Source organism: Amycolatopsis sp. NPDC051371, from assembly GCF_040682155.1.
In the GTDB taxonomy this organism is placed as follows: domain Bacteria; phylum Actinomycetota; class Actinomycetes; order Mycobacteriales; family Pseudonocardiaceae; genus Amycolatopsis.
Genome location: NZ_JBFBAG010000016.1, coordinates 26,870 through 43,435 on the forward strand (window position 1 = coordinate 26,870; position 16,566 = coordinate 43,435).

At 71.4% G+C, this 16,566-nt stretch carries 13 protein-coding genes; 6 read left to right on the forward strand and 7 right to left on the reverse strand.

Going from position 1 to position 16,566, the window contains the following annotated elements; all coding sequences use genetic code 11:
• Positions 1–60: 60 nt before the first annotated feature.
• Positions 61–1,482 carry a M1 family metallopeptidase gene (locus tag AB0M59_RS20645; RefSeq protein WP_364617184.1) on the forward strand — a complete coding sequence of 474 codons (1,422 nt, stop codon included), beginning with the start codon at positions 61–63 and terminating at the stop codon, positions 1,480–1,482.
• Here the strand turns inward: AB0M59_RS20645 and AB0M59_RS20650 are convergent.
• Complete coding sequence (locus AB0M59_RS20650) at positions 1,479–2,318, reverse strand: class I SAM-dependent methyltransferase (protein WP_364617186.1); 840 nt, start codon at positions 2,316–2,318, stop codon at positions 1,479–1,481. The genes AB0M59_RS20645 and AB0M59_RS20650 overlap by 4 nt on opposite strands.
• Positions 2,319–2,364: 46 nt before the next feature.
• Here AB0M59_RS20650 and AB0M59_RS20655 point away from each other — a divergent pair, with 46 nt between their 5' ends.
• From AB0M59_RS20655 to AB0M59_RS20670, 4 genes are all read left to right on the forward strand, one after another.
• The gene (locus AB0M59_RS20655; protein WP_364617188.1) at positions 2,365–2,991 is read left to right on the forward strand and encodes a helix-turn-helix domain-containing protein; all 627 of its coding nucleotides are present in this window, start codon (positions 2,365–2,367) and stop codon (positions 2,989–2,991) included.
• 141 nt (positions 2,992–3,132) lie between these two features.
• The gene (locus AB0M59_RS20660) at positions 3,133–5,427 is read left to right on the forward strand and encodes a glycoside hydrolase family 95-like protein (RefSeq protein WP_364617190.1); all 2,295 of its coding nucleotides are present in this window, start codon (positions 3,133–3,135) and stop codon (positions 5,425–5,427) included.
• A gap of 25 nt (positions 5,428–5,452) precedes the next feature.
• On the forward strand, positions 5,453–7,729 hold the full coding sequence (locus tag AB0M59_RS20665) for a Tat pathway signal sequence domain protein (RefSeq protein ID WP_364617192.1): 2,277 nt from the start codon (positions 5,453–5,455) through the stop codon (positions 7,727–7,729).
• A gap of 85 nt (positions 7,730–7,814) precedes the next feature.
• Positions 7,815–8,765 carry a peptidylprolyl isomerase gene (locus AB0M59_RS20670; RefSeq protein ID WP_364617194.1) on the forward strand — a complete coding sequence of 317 codons (951 nt, stop codon included), beginning with the start codon at positions 7,815–7,817 and terminating at the stop codon, positions 8,763–8,765.
• Positions 8,766–8,865: 100 nt separating this feature from the next.
• Here the strand turns inward: AB0M59_RS20670 and AB0M59_RS20675 are convergent, their stop codons facing one another.
• From AB0M59_RS20675 to AB0M59_RS20700, 6 genes are all read right to left on the reverse strand, one after another.
• Entirely contained in the window at positions 8,866–10,608 is a 1,743-nt protein-coding gene (locus AB0M59_RS20675; protein WP_364617196.1) for an FAD-dependent monooxygenase, read from the reverse strand.
• Positions 10,605–12,380, reverse strand: a complete 1,776-nt coding sequence (locus tag AB0M59_RS20680) for a maleylacetate reductase and hydroxyquinol 1,2-dioxygenase domain-containing protein (protein WP_364617198.1) — start codon at positions 12,378–12,380, stop codon at positions 10,605–10,607. The genes AB0M59_RS20675 and AB0M59_RS20680 overlap by 4 nt, the downstream gene beginning before the upstream one ends.
• Before the next feature lie 217 nt (positions 12,381–12,597).
• Positions 12,598–13,473: an AraC family transcriptional regulator gene (locus AB0M59_RS20685; RefSeq protein WP_364617200.1), complete on the reverse strand. Its 876-nt coding sequence runs from the start codon at positions 13,471–13,473 to the stop codon at positions 12,598–12,600.
• Positions 13,474–13,553: 80 nt separating this feature from the next.
• On the reverse strand, positions 13,554–14,348 hold the full coding sequence (locus AB0M59_RS20690; protein ID WP_364617202.1) for a siderophore-interacting protein: 795 nt from the start codon (positions 14,346–14,348) through the stop codon (positions 13,554–13,556).
• On the reverse strand, positions 14,348–15,232 hold the full coding sequence (locus AB0M59_RS20695) for a PDR/VanB family oxidoreductase (RefSeq protein ID WP_364617204.1): 885 nt from the start codon (positions 15,230–15,232) through the stop codon (positions 14,348–14,350). Before AB0M59_RS20695 ends, AB0M59_RS20690 begins: the two co-directional genes overlap by 1 nt.
• Before the next feature lie 2 nt (positions 15,233–15,234).
• Complete coding sequence (locus AB0M59_RS20700) at positions 15,235–15,873, reverse strand: pyridoxamine 5'-phosphate oxidase family protein (RefSeq protein ID WP_364617206.1); 639 nt, start codon at positions 15,871–15,873, stop codon at positions 15,235–15,237.
• A 68-nt stretch (positions 15,874–15,941) separates the two neighbouring features.
• Between AB0M59_RS20700 and AB0M59_RS20705 the strand changes: the two genes are divergently transcribed.
• Positions 15,942–16,559, forward strand: coding sequence for a TetR/AcrR family transcriptional regulator (locus tag AB0M59_RS20705; protein ID WP_364617207.1), 618 nt, complete (start codon positions 15,942–15,944; stop codon positions 16,557–16,559).
• The last annotated feature ends 7 nt before the right edge of the window (positions 16,560–16,566 follow it).

A 16,566-nucleotide genomic window follows, 5' to 3' on the forward strand; every position in this document is an offset into this window, starting at 1 on the left:
CGGACACACCCGTCCGTGCGAGCCTGGTTTCAGCACGGCACGAGGAAAGGTTCGGCACGGGTGATTTCGAAGGCTCCGGCACCGGCACCCGGCGCGGATACTTCCGGTGACCCCTACCTCCCCGCCCACGGCAACGGCGGCTACCGGGTCCGGCACTACGACCTGAACCTCGACTACAAGGTCGCCCCGAACCGGCTTTCGGCCTCGGCGGTGATCACCGCCGAGGCGACGCAGGCGCTTTCCCGCGTCAGCCTGGACTTCGGCGAGTTCCGGATCAACCGCGTGCTGGTCGACGGGAAGCCCGCGAAGTACCTGAAGCGCGGCGCGAAGCTGCACGTGCGGCCGGCGAGGTCGATCGCGGCGGGTGCCGCGTTCCTCGTCGAGGTGCACTACGTCGGCAACCCCCGCCCGGTGCGCAGCCGCTGGGGCGACGTCGGCTGGGACGAGCTGACCGACGGCGCGCTGGTGGCGAGCCAGCCGGTCGGCGCGCCGTCGTGGTTCCCGTGCAACGACCACCCGGCGGACAAGGCGGCCTACCGCGTGACCGTGACGACGGCGTCGCCGTACCTGGTCGCGGTCACCGGCACCCTCGTCGAGCGGTCCACGTCGGCTAGCACGACGAAGTGGGTGTTCGACCGGCCCGAACCGACGGCGACCTACCTGATGAGCGTGCAGATCGGCCGCTACGACGACGTCGAGCTGTCCGGCCGCGGCTGGTTCCCGCACACCGGGGTGGGGTTGCGCCGGCTGAGCCTCGGGATCGGGCGCGCCAGCGGGCAGGTGGAGTCGATCTTCGAGACCGTGACGCAGCGGGCGGCCGTGCCGTCGCGGCTGCGCCGGGCGTTCGACCGCGACTTCGGCCGGCAGGGCCGGATGATGGAGTTCCTGCAGCGGCTGTTCGGCCCGTACCCGTTCGCCGAGTACGTCATCGTCGTCACCGACGACGACCTCGACGACCCGATCGAGGCGCAGGGCATGGCGATCTTCGGCGCCAACCACGTCGACGGCCGCCGCACGTACGAGCGGCTCGTGGTGCACGAGCTGGCCCACCAGTGGTTCGGCAACAGCCTGACGGTGGCCGACTGGCGCCACATCTGGCTGAACGAGGGCTTCGCGACCTACGCCGAGTGGCTGTGGTCGGAGGAGTCGGGCGGGCAGTCCGCGCAGGCGCTGGCCCGCGGCTGGCACACGCGCGTCAAGGCCAAGCCGGCGGACGTCCGGATCGCCGACCCGGGCGTGGCCCGCATGTTCGACGAGCGCGTCTACAAGCGCGGCGCGCTGACGTTGCACGCGCTGCGCGCGGAGATCGGCGACCCGGCGTTCTTCGCGCTGCTGAAGGCGTGGACCGGCGACCACCGCCACGGCCTGGTGACGACCGAGGGGTTCGTGGCCATGGCGGAGGCGTACGCGGCCCGGTCGTTGGACGCGTTCTTCACCCGCTGGCTGGAGACCCCGGCGTTGCCGCCGCTGCCCGGGGCCTAGGCCGCCCGGGTCGCGTCGACCAGCCAGACCGCGCCGGAGATCCGGACGCCTTCGGGCGTTTCGTACGCCTCGAGTCCCTCCGTCAGCTGCTCCCGCGTCCGTTCGACGACGCCCGGGTCGAGTCCGGCCAGGTTGGTGCGGACCGGTCCCTGGCCGAGGATGAACTCCGCCGCGTCGGCGGCGTCGCGGCCGTAGTCCATCGGCGCGATGACCGGCTCGATGCGGATGCCGGCGAACCCGGCCGCGTCGAGCACCTCGCGGATGCGGGCCGGGTCGACCAGGGATCCCATGCCCCGCGACGCAGGTGACGGTGCGCGCATCAGGGGCTTGAGCGCCGCGGTCGCGCGGGCGTAGTCGCTGTCGGGACCGCCTCCCTGCGGGCCGAGGAACGCCAGCCGCCCGCCGGGCCGCAGCCCGCGCCGGATGTTGGCGAACGCGGCCACCGCGTCCTCGAAGAACATCACCCCGCCCCGGCTGATCGCGACGTCGAAACCGGCGTCGGGGAACGGGTGGACCTGGGCGTCGCCCTGCTCGAACCGGACATGGGTGAGGTCCTGCGCCGCGGCGTCGGCGCGGGCGCGCTCCAGCATCGGGGCCGAGAGGTCGACTCCGACGACGTGTCCGCGACCGGCCCGCCGCGCGGCCAGCAGCGTGACGTGGCCGGTGCCGCAGCCGACGTCGAGGACGTGGTCGTCCGGGGTGATCGCGGCGACACGGAAGAGGTCGTCGTTGAACGCGCCGACGATCGCGTTGTAGCGGGCGCGGTTGCGCGCCCAGTGGACGCCCTCCCAGCCGTTCCAGGCTTCGGCTTGCCGGGCGTTGACGATGGCCTGCATGGGTTCCTCCGTTACTAGAGTCCTACTCTAGATGTACACTCCAGTAATGGAACAGCGCAAGAAACGCGTCCGTGACGCCCCGCGGACGCGCAGGCGCATGCTGGAGGCGGCGCGCGAGCTGTTCGTCCTCAACGGGTACGGCGCGACGACCCTCAAGGAGATCGCCGACCGGGCGGAAGTGGCCGTGCAGACGATCTACTTCACCTTCGGCAACAAGCGCGTGCTGCTCAAGGAACTGGTCGACGTGGCGATCGCGGGTGACCTCGAGCCGGTCGCGACGATGGACCGGACGTGGTTCCAGGAGGTTCTCGCGGCCACCACGGCCGAGTCCCACCTGCGGCTGCACGTCCGGGGCACCCGCGGGATCCTGGAGCGCGTCGCCCCGATCGTCGAGATGCTGCGCGCGGCCGTCTCGGCCGACCCGGCGATCGCCGGCCAGTGGAGCGACGACGTCGACCCGCGGTTCGCCGTGCACCTCGAAGCCGCCCGGTCGCTGGTGACCAAGCCGGGGGCGCGCGCCGGCGTGACAGTCGAGCACGCCGCCGACGTGCTGTTCGGGCTGCTCGGTCCGGAGCTCTACCAGGTGTTCGTCCGCGACCGCGGCTGGTCGCCCGAGCGGTGGGAGGACTGGGCGGCCGACACCCTCGTGGCCCAGCTCTGCGACGGCGACTGATCTCCCTGCATCGTCGATACATCGGATGTATCTCCGCTTTTTGGGTGAACAACTCTGGCTTTCTGAGGCTCTGTCTGCAAACATGGCCGCACGCCGCCTGTAAGTCGCATGAAACATAGTATGAATCCGAAAGGACGCTTCATGGACGCAGTGTCGCGGCGTACCGTGCTCCGCTCTGCCTCGGTCGCGGTGGGGGCCGCCGCGTTCGGGGGACTTTGGGCTCGAGCCGCTCCGCCCGCGCTCGGCGCCGCCGGGAACCCGTACCGGGACGTCGCCACCGACGCGCGGATGGTCTGGAAGCGGCTCCCCAAGAACTGGCAAGAGGGTCCGTTCCTCGCCAACGGCTACCTCGGCGCCCAGGTCTACGCCGGGCAGACGCCGCAGGTCCTCAAGGTGATGCTGAGCCACAGCCAGGTGCAGGACCAGCGCGTCCAGTGGGAGGCCGGGATCGGGCTGTCCCGGCTGCCGATCGGCTACCTCACGCTCACGCTCGCCGGTGCGATCACCGCCGTCGACTGGACGCTCGACCTCTACAACGCCGAGCTCGGCGGCACGATCACCACCACCCGGGGCTCGGTCGCGTTCTCCGCCGTCGTGCACAACGACCTGGGCGTGCTGCTCGTCTCGCTGACGCCGAGCGCGGGGGAGGCCGGCGCCGCCTGGGCGTTCCAGCCGCTGGAGTCGGCGACCACCCGGACCGTCCGCAAGCCGCCCGAGTACGTCGCGAACCCCGCGCCCGAGCTCGGCGACGGCTACTGCGCGCAGCCGATGCTCGCCGGCGGCGGTTACACGACGGCCTGGCGCGAACGCACGATCGGCGCGCGACGGCTGTTCGCCGCGACCGTCGCCTACAGCTTCCCGGGCACGACGCACACCGCCGACGCCCTCACAGCCGTCCGGAAAGCGCTTGCCGCGAACCCGGACGCGCTGCTCGCCCGGCACCGCCGCTGGTGGAACGACTACCACGCCCGCAGCTTCGTTTCGGTGCCGGACAAGCAGGTCCAGCGGTTCTACTGGATCCAGCTCTACAAGATCGCGGCCGCCACGCGGGCGAACGGGCCGGTCGTGTCCGAGTGGGGACCGTGGTTCCCCGAGGTCGGCAACAGCTGGACCGCGGTCTGGTGGAACCTCAACGTCCAGGTCACCTACCCGATCGTCAACAGCAGCAACCACCCCGAGCTCGACGCCGTCACCGAGACCTTCCGCCGCGACCACGCGAACCTCGAGACATCCGTGCCGCCCGCCTACCGCGACGGCGACACCTACGCGCTCTCGCACCCGGGTGACTGGCGGCTGCGGCCCGGAGGCACACGCTCGGTCGGCGTCCCCGGGACGACGTCCAAGACCGACCAGACCGGGAACCTGTTGTGGGGCCTGCACAACGTCTGGCTCGCCTACCGCCACCACCTGGACCGGCGCGTGCTGCGCGACGTCCTGTACCCGACGCTGGCCAAGGCGCTGAACTTCTACCGCCACTTCCTCTTCACCGGCCCCGACGGCTACCTGCACCTGCCGCTGACTCGCTCGCCGGAGTACGCCGACGCGCCCGACTGCACCTACGACCTGTCGCTGATCCGGTGGGCCGCCCGCACGCTCGTCGACACCGCGCGGATCCTGCACCTGAACGAACCGCGCGTCCCGATCTGGCAGGAGATCGGCGCGAAGCTGGTGCCGTACCACGAGACCGCCGCCGACGGCGTGCTGATCGGCGACGGCGTCCCCCTGGCCGCGTCGCACCGGCACTTCTCGCACCTGCTGTGGCTCTACCCCCTGCGCGAGAAGGTCTGGGACCGCGCGGGCGACCGCGACGTCATGACGCGGACGTTCCGGCACTGGATCGCCGACCAGACCGCCTGGCACGGCTACAGCTACGCGGCCGCATCGTCGATGAGCTCGGTGATGGACGCGCCCGAGGAAGCGTTGCGCTACCTGAAGTTCTTCCTCGACCGGAACATCGTCGCCGACACCGAGCTGACCGCGAACACGATGTACCGCGAGGGCTCCAACTTCGCGATCGAAAGCCCGATCACCGCCGCGCAGTCCCTGGTGGACATGCTGATGCAGGGATCCGGCGGCGTGCTCAAGGTCTTCCCGTCGGTGTCGGCGACCTGGCGCGACGCCTCGATCGCGGGCCTGCGCGCGGAGGGCGCGTTCCTCGTGGACGCCTCCCGTCGCGCCGGGACGACGGAGTTCGTGCGTGTGCACAGCGAAGCCGGCGAGCCCCTGGTGCTGCAGCACGGCGTCGCCGGGGACGTCGACGTCCGCGACGAGCACGGCCGGCGGCTGCCGTGGCGCCCGGCCGGGCCCGGGCGGATCGCGATCGGGCTGCGGCGCGGCGGCACCGCCGTCGTCACCCCGCGGGGCGGGCGGGCGGACCGCGCGCCCCGGGACGTCCCCGCTCTCGGTCCGGCGCCGGCGTGGGGCCTGCCGAGCTGAATCCGCTTTCGACAAGGAGGTCGGGATGGACATCACGCGAAGGACCGTGCTCGGTGGGGCGCTCGCCGGGATCGCGGCGGGCGCGGCGGGCGTCACCCCCGCCTTCGCCGACGCACCGGGCAGCGACGACTTCGGCTGGGCCGGTTTCCTCGGCACGGCGGACCTGTATTGGCGGCGGCTGCCGAAGACCTGGTACGAAGGCCCGTTCCTGGGCAACGGCTTCCTCGGCTCGGGCATCTACGCCGAACCCGGCCAGAACGCGATCCGGTTCAACGTCCAGCACAGCCAGGTCCAGGACCACCGCCCGGAGTTCGGCTCGCTGTTCGGCCTGGCGCGCCTGCCGATCGGGTACTTCACCCTCGAACCGGTCGGCGCGATCACCGCGATCGACTGGCGGATGGACCTGTGGAACGCGGAGCTGACCGGCACGATCACGACCGCGGCCGGCAGCCTGAGCCTGCGGGCGATCGTCCACACCGGACAGTCGCTGCTGGCCGTCGAAATCCGGCCGTCCGAAGGAGAACGCGCGTTCAAGTGGGTGTTCCACCCGGCGGTCGCGGTCAGCCCGCGCGCCGACCCGGTGTGGAACAAGCCGCCGCCCGCCGGCTACACCGCGAACCCGCCGGTGCAGCTGTCGGGCAGCGGTGACGCACGGCTGGCCGTCCAGCCGCTGCTAGCCGGCGGCGAGCACGTGACGGCGTGGCGGGAGGTCACCCGCGGTGGTGCGCGCACGCTGTACACGTCGGTGGCGTGGTCGCACCCGGCGAAGACGTCGGTGGCGCGGGCGCTCTCGACGGTCCGCCGGGCGGAGCCGTTCGGCGCGCTGACCCAGGACCACCGGCGCTGGTGGCACGACTACTACCGGCACAGTTTCCTGTCCATCCCGGACACCCGGCTGCAGAGCTTCTACTGGATCCAGCTGTACAAGATCGCGTCGGCAGCCCGGCGGGAGGCGCCGGTGATGGCGACGTCCGGGCCGTGGCTGGAGAACACGCCGTGGCCGGCGACGTGGTGGAACCTCAACGTCCAGCTCGAATACTGGCTGATCCACGGCTCCAACCACCTCGAGCTGGACGCCGTCAGCTACGCCCTCGACAAGTACCGGAGCAACCTGACCAGCCAGGTCGCGTCGCCGTACCAGGCCGACTCCGCGGGCATCCCGCGCACGACCGACATGACGCTGCTCAACGGCGTCTCCAACGCCACGAGCGGGTTCCCCGTCGGCGTCCCGGGGCAGGACCCGCCGACCCCGGAGGTCGGCAACCTGACGTGGGCGCTGCACAACGTGTGGCTGTCCTACCGCCACACGATGGACCGGAAGCTGCTGTCGGGAACGCTGTTCCCATTGCTGCGCAAGGCGATCAACTACTACCTGCACTTCCTCGCGCCGGGCCCGGACGGCAAGCTGCACCTGCCGCCGACGTTCTCGCCCGAGTACGGCGTCGACGCCCCGGACTGCAACTACGACCTCTCGCTCATCCGGTGGGGCTGCAAGACGCTGCTGCAGACGGCGCCCGGCGATCCGCTGGCGCCGAAGTGGCGGAACGTCCTGGCTTCGCTGGTGGACTACCCGGCCGACGTGAACGGGTACATGATCGGCGCGGGTGTGCCGTTCGCGAAGTCGCACCGGCACTACTCGCACATGCTGCAGATCTACCCGCTCTACGACGTCACGTGGGAACAGCCGGAGCACCGGCAGATCATCGAGACGTCGCTGAACCACTGGGTCGGCTTCGAGGGCGCGCTGCAGGGGTACACGTTCACCGGCGCGGCGTCGATCTCGGCGCAGATGCTGCGCGGCGAGCAGGCGGCGTTCTACCTGGGCGAGCTGCAGCGGCGCTACATCCAGCCGAACACGATGTACAAGGAGTCCGGGCCGGTCATCGAGACGCCGTTGTCGGCGGCGAAGTCCATGCAGGACATGCTGGTCCAGAGCTGGGGCGGCGTGGTCCGGTTGTTCCCGGCGGTGCCCGCGGCCTGGGGTGACATCGCGCTGCGGGACTTCCGCACCGAAGGCGCGTTCCTGCTCAGCGCGTCCCGGGCGACCGGGAAGACGCGCTGGCTGAAGGTGCACAGCGAGGCGGGAGCGCCCTGCGTGCTGCGGCCGGGCATCGACGGCGAGCTGACGGTGACGGACGCGCGGGGCCGGTCGCGGCGCTGGCGGCGGCTGGGCAACGGTGACGTGCAGGTGGAGCTGGGGCGCGGTGAGGACGCCTTCGTGTACCGGAAGGGGGATCGGCCGGACTTCGGGGTGCGGCCGGTGCCGCCGGGCGGGGCGAGTGCACCGTGGGGGTTGCCGTGACGGGCTGATCGGGCCGGCTTTCCGCGTTCGTACCCGGCAAGCCGGCCCGCACGGCAGAATGGGCTCCCTGACGAGGGGAGCGGGGATGAGCGAGCCGGGGCCACCGGGGGATCGGCCGGACGGGAGCGAACCGCGGTATCCGTATCCGCACCAGCCCCACCAGCAGTTCTCCCAGTATCCGCAGTGGCAGCCGCCGGTGCCGCCGAAGAAGACCTCACCCGCCGCCATCGTGCTGATCGCCGGGTCGGTCATCGTCGTCATCCTGATGGCGCTGGCCTTCCTGGCCTGGGGCTACCCCGGCTTCCTGCGCGAACCGGACGCCAAGGGGGCCGTCGGGACCTTGCCCACGTCGTCACCGACGGCCAGCTCGGCGGCATCGACGACCAGCGCCCCGTTTTCCCTGCCTCCCGGCGGCCGGGCACCGATGCCGAAGCGCACCAAGCCCCTGGCCGACCCGGTGACCTGCGCCTTCACCCCGGACCCCACGTCACCGGCGCCGAAGAAGGTCGCACCGCCGTCCGACGGCCCGGCGTCGTCCTCCGGCACCGTCCCCGTGCGGCTCGCCACGAGCGTCGGCGCCATCGGCCTCACGCTCGACCGCGCGCTCGCCCCCTGCACCGTGGTCAACTTCGTCAGCCTGGTGAAGCAGGGGTTCTACGACGGCACGTCGTGCCACCGGCTGTCCGTGACGGCCGGGCTGCAGATGCTCCAGTGCGGCGACCCGGTGGGCGACGGCACCGGCGGTCCCGGCTACTCGATCCGCGACGAGCTGTTCCCCGAGCTGACGTACGGCCGCGGCGTCCTCGCCATGGCGAAGACGGCCCAGCCCGACTCGGGTGGGTCCCAGTTCTTCCTCGTCTTCGGCGACGTCGAGATCTCGCCGGAGTACACGGTCTTCGGCAGCATCGACGACGCGGGCCTCGGCGTCCTGGACAACGTCGCCCGCGGCGGCATCGACCCGTCCCGTCCCGGCATCGGCGACGGCAGCGGACCCCCGAAGATCCCGGTCACCTTCACCCAGGTCACCACCCCGTAACTCGCGTGATCAGAGCCGTAACTCGCGTGATTGAAGCCGTAACTCGCGAGTTCCGGCTCCAATCACGCGGGTCACGTGCTCAATCACGCGAGTTCCGGCTTCAATCACGGTCGAGGAGCGACTTCAGGGCCGTCAGGAGGGACTTCGCCGCTTCGGCGTCGGCTGTGCGGTGGCGCCAGGCGACGTAGCCGTCCGGGCGGACCAGCAGGCAGCCGTCCTCGTCGATGCCGCTGAGCCGGGACCAGTCGCCGTACGCGTCGCGACCTTCGGGGTCGCCGACGCGCAGCGCGCGCAGGTCGAGGCCCAGCTCGGCGCCCACCTTGGCCGCGGCGTCGCGCCAAGCGGTGCCGGTGAGGCCGGTCAGCACCGTCCAGCGGCCGCCGCCCACGAGGTCCAAAGTGGACACCCGACGCCCGTGCGGCCCGACCAGCCACGCGTGCGGCAGCTTCGCCCCCGGCTCGGTGCTCGGCCGGTGGAACAGCTCGGCGTCACGTTCCGAATGCGCCACGACCCCGTCCGGCAGCACCGCGCCCGAGGCGTACCGCTGGTCCATCTCGACGCCGTGGGCGTTGAACTCGTAGTGCTTCAGCTCGATCGCCTTCTCCAGCTCACGCCGTTTCCGCGCGCCCTCGGCCGTCGGCGCGAGGCAGGTCTCGAGCCCGGCTGTGATGCCGTCGGCGTCGGTGTCGCCGGTGATGCCCAGCGCGGCGAAGATCGGCCCGAACTGGTCGCGGCTCAGGTTCGCCCGGTCGACGATCTGCTTGCCGACCGGCGCTCGCTCGGCGCTGTAGCTGTCCAGCAGCCCTTCGCCCGCTTCGCCGCGAAGCACCATCGCGAGCTTCCACGCGAGGTTGTAGGAGTCCTGGATCGAGGTGTTCGAGCCGAGCCCGTTGGACGGCGGGTGCCGGTGCACGGCGTCCCCGGCGCAGAACACCCGGCCGCTGCGGTACTCGGTCGCGTAGTTGTGGTTGACCGTCCACAGCGACGTCGACGTGATCTCGACGTCGAGGTCCGGGTCGCCGACCAGGTCGCGCACCAGCCGCGCCGCCTCTTCGACGTCGACCTCCGGCGGGGCCTGCTCGATGTCGTAACCCCAGGTCAGCAGCCACTCGTTCCACGGCCGCACCATCCGGACCAAGCCCATCCCGATCCCGCCGAGGTGCGCGCCGGGCCGCATCACCCAGTACAGGACGCTCGGGCGGTGCGCCACGTACGGCCCGAGGTCGGCGGTGAACGTGATGTTCATGCTGCCCGCCTTGCCGGTCTGCCCGGCGATCGGCAGGCCGGCCTGCTCGGCGACGCGGCTGCGCGCGCCGTCGGCGCCGATCAGGTACTTGGCGCGCAGGGTGAACTCGTCGCCGCGCACGCGGTCGCGGAACCGGGCGGTGACGCCGTCCTCGTCCTGCGTGAAGTCCAGGAATTCCGTGTCCAGACGCAGTTTCGCGCCACGCGCGGCGGCTTCGCTCGCCAGGATCGGCTCGAGGTAGGTCTGCGGCAGGTCGATCATGTGGCACGGGCTGGCCGCGCCGTACTCGGCCGCCGAGGCGGCGCCGGTGCCCCAGCTGCGGATGCGGCCGATCTCCGGCCCGGTCAGGGACGTGCAGAGCACGGTGTCGCCCATCAGCTCCGGCGGCGTGCCGACGGCCAGGGCCTTGTCTTCGACGCCGAGGTCGCGCAGCACTTCCATGGTGCGCTGGTTGGTGATGTGCGCGCGGGGCGTGTTGGCCGTCCAGCCGTACTTGGTGGCGAGCACGGTCGGCACGCCGTACGTGGCGAGCAGCAGGGCCGCGGAGCCGCCGGCCGGGCCGCTGCCGACCACGATGACGTCGGTGTCGTAGCTCATGCGCTGCTCCCTGAGATGCGGAAGGTGAAGTCGAGACGGCGTCCGGTTCCGTCGGGCTGCTCGGCGAAGTCGACGATCAGGCCGTCCTTGACGCCGAACACGGTGTCGGAGCCGAGGTACTCGCCGCCGGCGACGAACAGCTGGGTGATCAGCGTCCGGTAGCCGGGCTTGGCGATCATGAAGTGCACGTGCGGCGCCCGGTAGGGGTGGCGCCCGACGGCGTCGAGCATCTGCCCGACGGGACCGTCCGCCGGAATGGGGTAGGCGCTCGGCACGATCGTCCGGAAGCGCAGCCGGCCCTCGGCGTCGGTGCGGAAGCGGGCGCGCAGCACCGGGCCGTCGACCTCGGGCAGCTGGACGTCGTAGAAGCCGTCCTCATTGGACTGCCAGACGTCGACGATCGCTTCCGGGACCGGCCGGTCATCGGTGTCGGTGACGCGGATATCGGTCCACAGTGGAGTCCCCGGCAGCCCTTCGGCCAGGTCGGCGCCCTGCGGGGTCTCCGGGGGACCGTCCACGTAGAACGGTCCGAGCACGGCCGACGGGGTGGTGTCCGGCGTCCGCGAGTTCGTCAGGACGTCGACGACGCTCGACACGCCGAGGGTGTCCGACAGCAGGATGAACTCCTGCCGGGTGTCGGTGGTGATGTGGCCGGCGCGGGTCAGGAAGCCGATCGCGTACTCCCACTCGTCCTGCGTGAGGTCGGTGCGGATCGCGTAGCCGTGCAGCGTCTCGACGAGGTCGGTGAGGAGGGTGCGGACGCGGTCCGGTGCCGCTGCGAAGCTGTCGACGACCTGTTTCGTGAGCGCTTTGAGGCTCGGCGGTGCGGCCGGACGGGTGCCGGCTATCGCTTGGCGGAGCAGGTCCGCTTCCGGCTCGTCGGCGATGTCCGCTTCGGTGAGGCCGAGTTCGGCCAGCGAGTGCGGGATCGGGAGGCTGTTGGCGAGGTCGAAGACGTCGCCCGCGTCGTCGAGGCCCTTGTGGGCCATGACGTACGGGAGCAGGACGGCGTGCGTTTCCGCGTGCGGCAGCCCGAACTTGCCGCCGAGGAGGTGGCACAGCTTGTGGTGCAGGCCCATTTCGACGGCGTCGAGACAGGTGCCGGCCAGCCAGGCGCCGCGCAGGGCGTCGGTGCGTGCGTCCACATCGGACGGATCATTTGCTATGCGCGGTAAGGCGTCCGTGAGGAGTTTTGTCGCTTCTTGCGCGAGCAGGTCGGTCATCGGGTTGGCGTCGGGGGCGTAGCGGGCCTCGACGGCGTGGGCGAGCGCGTTGAGCCCGCTGGCGGCGGAGAAGGGCACGGGCAGGCCGAGCGTGAGGTCGACGTCGTAGATGACCGTCTCGGGCCGGACCTTCGGGGTCTTCTGGGTGGTCTTGCGGCCGTCGGCGGTCTGCCCGAGGACTTCGGTGAGCTCGGAGCCCGCGTACGTCGTCGGGACGATCAGCTGCGGCAGGTCGGTGTGCAGGGCGATCGCCTTGGCCAAGCCGGTGGCCGAGCCACCGCCGATGGCGACGACCCCGTCGACGTCGTGCTCGGCGACGACCTTGAGCGCGCGCTCGGTGACGTCGACGGGAGTGTGCATGGCGGCGTCTTCGAAGCGTGCGGCCAGCAGCGGCCCGAGGACGTCGGCGGCTTTGTCGGCGTGGCGCGGGGTTCCGACGAGCAGGACGCGGCTCAGCCCGAGGCGGCGGGCCTCGTCACCGAGGGTGCCGAGCGTGCCGCGGCCGAAGACCACCCGGACGGGGTTCGCGGCGTAGGTGAACGAGGTCATGCGAGGGAGTATCCGGCCGGCGGGGACCGTGGTCCTGCACGTTCGTGCTGCGGGACGGCACGAAACGCGCGTTGCCGCGCCGTGATCGGAGCCGGAACTCGCGTGATCCGGGACGTAACTCGCGTGATTGAGGCCGGAACTCGCGTGATTGGGGCCGGAACTCGCGAGTTACGGCCTCAATCACGCCGGTTACGGCTCTGATCACGCGAGTTACGGGTCAGCCTGCCCGGCGCAGTGCCGCCGGGGTCGTGCCGAGCTGGGCGCGCAGCACCCGCGTCAAGTGTTCCTGGTGGGAGAAGCCGCAGCGGGCCGCGATCTCGGCGATCGGGTCGTTGCCCGTGCGCAGCAGCAGCCCTGCCTGCTCGACCCGCAGCCGGAGCAGGAACCGGTGCGGGGGCAGGCCGGTGCGGGCCTTGAACTGCCGCGAAAACTGGCTGACGCTGAGCCCGGCGAGCGCGGCCAGCTCCGCCAGCGGCACCGGCTCGGCCAGGCGTTCCGCCATCAGGTCGCGGACCCGCGTGAACTGCCGGTCGGAGAGACCTCGGGCCGGGGCGGGCACGCGGGCGGGGCCGGCGTGGTGGCGGCGGACCAGCTGCGCCGCGACGAGCGCGCCCAGCTGGTCGGCGTACGTGCGGGCGCCCGGCTCCCAGTCGCGGACGACGCCGTCGAGGCTGAGCACCAGCTGTTCGAGCAGGGGGTCGGAGCTGCCGAGCTCCTCGGCGAGCCGGACGGGCGCGTGGTCGCCGGCAGCCTCCTGCACGGCGTCGTCGGCGATGTAGACGTGCACGGTTTCGAGGTCTCCGCCGAGCTCTACGGACAGATCGGCGTGCGAAGGCTGCAGGAACAGCCCGCCGGCGGGCATCCGCCGGCTGCGCTCGCGCGGGGTCCCGACGCCGCGCCGGACCGTCACGGGCCCGTCGAGGTGCAGGATCAGCTGGTGGCTGCGGGCGGGCGCGAACTCGGCGCGGTAGGGACGTTCCCGCTGCTTGGAGACGTAGATCCGGTCCCAGCCGAGCCCCGCGCTGGTGCGTTCGGGCCGGACCCAGGGCAGCGCGAGGATGCCGTTGGTGTCGGTCAGCCCGAGTTCGCCCACGCCTGCCTCCTCGACGTCGAGGCTGCTCGCGATGGTACGCGTACCCAGACAGTCGGCTCGCGAGCCGACCCTCCGGATACTCAGCCGGGCGCCGCCCGGCCGTGCCGCCAGTAGCCCAGGAACGCGATGTCGGACTTCGCCCAGCCGCGGTCTCGCACCAGGTGGCGGCGCACCCCGGTGGCCAGCGCCGACTCCCCGGCGACCCACGCATAAGCCCGCTCACCGGGCAGGTCGGCGGCAAGGATCGTCGAAAGAGCCAGGGCACCGGGACGACCCGGCCGAGCACGCGGCAGCCAGTGCACCCGCACCCCGGGCGGCGCCTCGACCTCCCGGACGTCCGCGGCCGACGGCACCTCCAGGAACACCTCGGCCCGGAGGTCGGCAGGAGCGTGCTCGAGGATCGCCAGGATCGCCGGCACCGCGCTCTCGTCCCCGGCCAGCAGCTGCCACGACACCCCGGGCGGCGGCATGTAGCTCACGCCCAGGTCGAAGATGCCGGCCGGATCGCCGGGACGCGCCCGCCGGGCCCACTCGGCCGCCGGAGCGTCGCCGTCGTGCAGCGCGAACTCGATGTCGATCTCACCCGGACGGGCTCGCCGGATCGTGTAGTTGCGCACCCACGGACGGCGGCTCTTCGGCAGCATCAGGACCTCCGCCATCCAGCCCTCGTTGTCCAAGGTCGGCATCCGCAGCCCGTTCTGGCCGGCACGCGGGAAGAACAGGCGCACGGCCTGGTCGGCGCCGGCCACCTCCAGGTCACCGAGCGACGACCCGCCGAGCGTGACGGTCCGGAACGCCGGGCTCGGCGCGGTGTTCGCCAGGACTTCGAGGGTGATCATCCGTCGCGAAGCGGGGCGACGCACCTTCGGGATCATCAGACGTCCAGTACGAGCCGCGGTGACGACGCCCGCGACACGCACGCGAACATCCGCCCCGGCGGCGCCCCGATGTCGTCGCGGTGCTCGGGTTCGCCGTCGAGCACCGACAGCTCGCAGCTCCCGCAAACGCCTTCGCGGCACCCGGCGGGCACCGGCCGCCCGGCGTGGTTCAACGCGTCGAGCAGGGACTCGTCGGCCGGCACCCGAATCGTCGTCCCGGACCGCGCGCACACGACCTCGAACGGTTCGTCCGGCCCGAAGACGCGCTGTGTCGGCTGGAAGCGTTCGGCGTGCACCCCCGGGAACACCGCCTCCGCCGCGGCCAGCATCGACGCCGGTCCGCAGCAGTAGACCGCACCCGAGAAATCCCCGAAGTCAGCGAGATCCGGCCGCCTGTGAACGAAGAGGGAAACTCGTTCGCCATACGTGGCAAGGAGTTCCGACGCGAACGGCATGGTCGAAGCCGACCGTCCCACGTAGACCAGCGAAGCGTCGGCCCCGGAAGCGACGGCCGCCCGCAGCATCGGCACGATCGGCGTGATCCCGATCCCGCCCGCCAGGAACAGGTACTCCGGCGCGGGGACGAGCGGGAAGTGGTTGCGCGGCGAGGAAACTTCGAGCGTCCGGCCCGCGCGGAGATACCGGTGGACGTACTCCGAGCCGCCCCGGCTCAGCGGATCGAGCCGGACCGCGATCCGGTACGCCGAGAGGTCGCCGGGGTCACCGCACAGCGAGTACTGCCGCGTCAGCCAGTTCGGCAGTGCCAGGTCGACGTGCGCGCCCGGCTCCCACGCTTCCAGCGGCCCTTCGTCACCGCGAAGCACCAGCGAGACGACATCGTCGGCGACGCGCTCGACGCGCTCCAGCATCGTTTTCTGCATGCTCAGTACAACTTCCGGTAGCTGTCTTCGAGGACCTGCTCGAACACGGCCGGGTCGACGGCCACGCCCAGCTGATCGGTGACGATCTCGCCGGCCGACGGCATCTCCGCCGCCAGCGCCTGGCTGGCGGGGTCCCACAGCCTCGACCGCAGCAGCGCCCGGCCGCAGTGGAAGTACGCCTCGGCGACCTCGACGATGATGGCCAGCATCGGCGCCTTGGCTTCGGTGCGCATCCGGGCGAGGACGTCCGGGTCGTCGGTGACGTACGCGCTTCCGTTGACGCGCAGGGTTTCCCGCATGCCCGGGATGAGGAACAGCAGGCCGACGCCGTCGTTCTCGGCGATGTTGCGGAACGAGTCGGCGATCTTGTTGCCGGGCCGGTCGGGCAGCGCGAGCGTGTGCTCGTCGAGGACCTTCACGAAGCCCGGGTAGTCGCCGCGGGGCGAGCAGTCCGTGCGGCCCGCGGCGTCGGTGGTCGCCAGCGCGAGGAACGGCGCATGGGCGATGAAGCGGCGGGCGTGCTTGTCGACGTGGTCGAGCTTCTTGCCCTCGATCATCTCCTCGGGCGCGCCCAGCCGGCTCCGCACCTCGGCCATGGAGACCCGCCGGTACCGCGTGGTCAGCGTATTTGTGCTGGTCATGGCATAATTATGAGCAAATATTCAGGTCTTGCGCTACTCGCTTTTCGAGGCGCGCCGAAGGGAGCGACGTGTCGTCGGACCAGCGCCGCATCCAGCCACGTAAACAGCCCCGGCAGGTCCGCGCCGAGCTGACCCGGCAGCGGATCCTGACGGCGGCTGCTCACGTTTTCGGTGAGCACGGGTACGCCGCGGGCACCACCAACCGCATCGCCGAGCGGGCCGGGATCTCCATCGGCTCGCTGTACCAGTACTTCCCGAACAAGGACGCGATCCTCGGCGAGCTGCTGGTCCGCCACCTCGACGACGGCATGGCCATCGCCGAGCGGGTCCAGCGGGAGCAGCTGCCCGGTCCGATCGACCAGGTCTTCCGCGTCTTCATCCGCGGTGCGATCGAATCCCACCTCGGTGAGCCCCGCTTGCTGCGGATGCTGCGGGAACAGGCACCGCAGACGAACGAGCTGCTGGAGAAGGTCGAACGGATGAAGCGGTCCCTGGACGCCTACATGCGGGAGCTCCTGGACGGCCACCCCGAGGTCCGGGTCGCCGACACGGAGACGGCGGCCCGGCTGATCGTCACGACGGTCGAGCTGGTGATCCACCAGCTCGTCGCCGACCACGAGCCGGTGGACGTGGGCAGGCTCGAGGACGAGCTGGTCGCGATGCTGACCCGGTACGTCAAGGGGTGAACCCGGT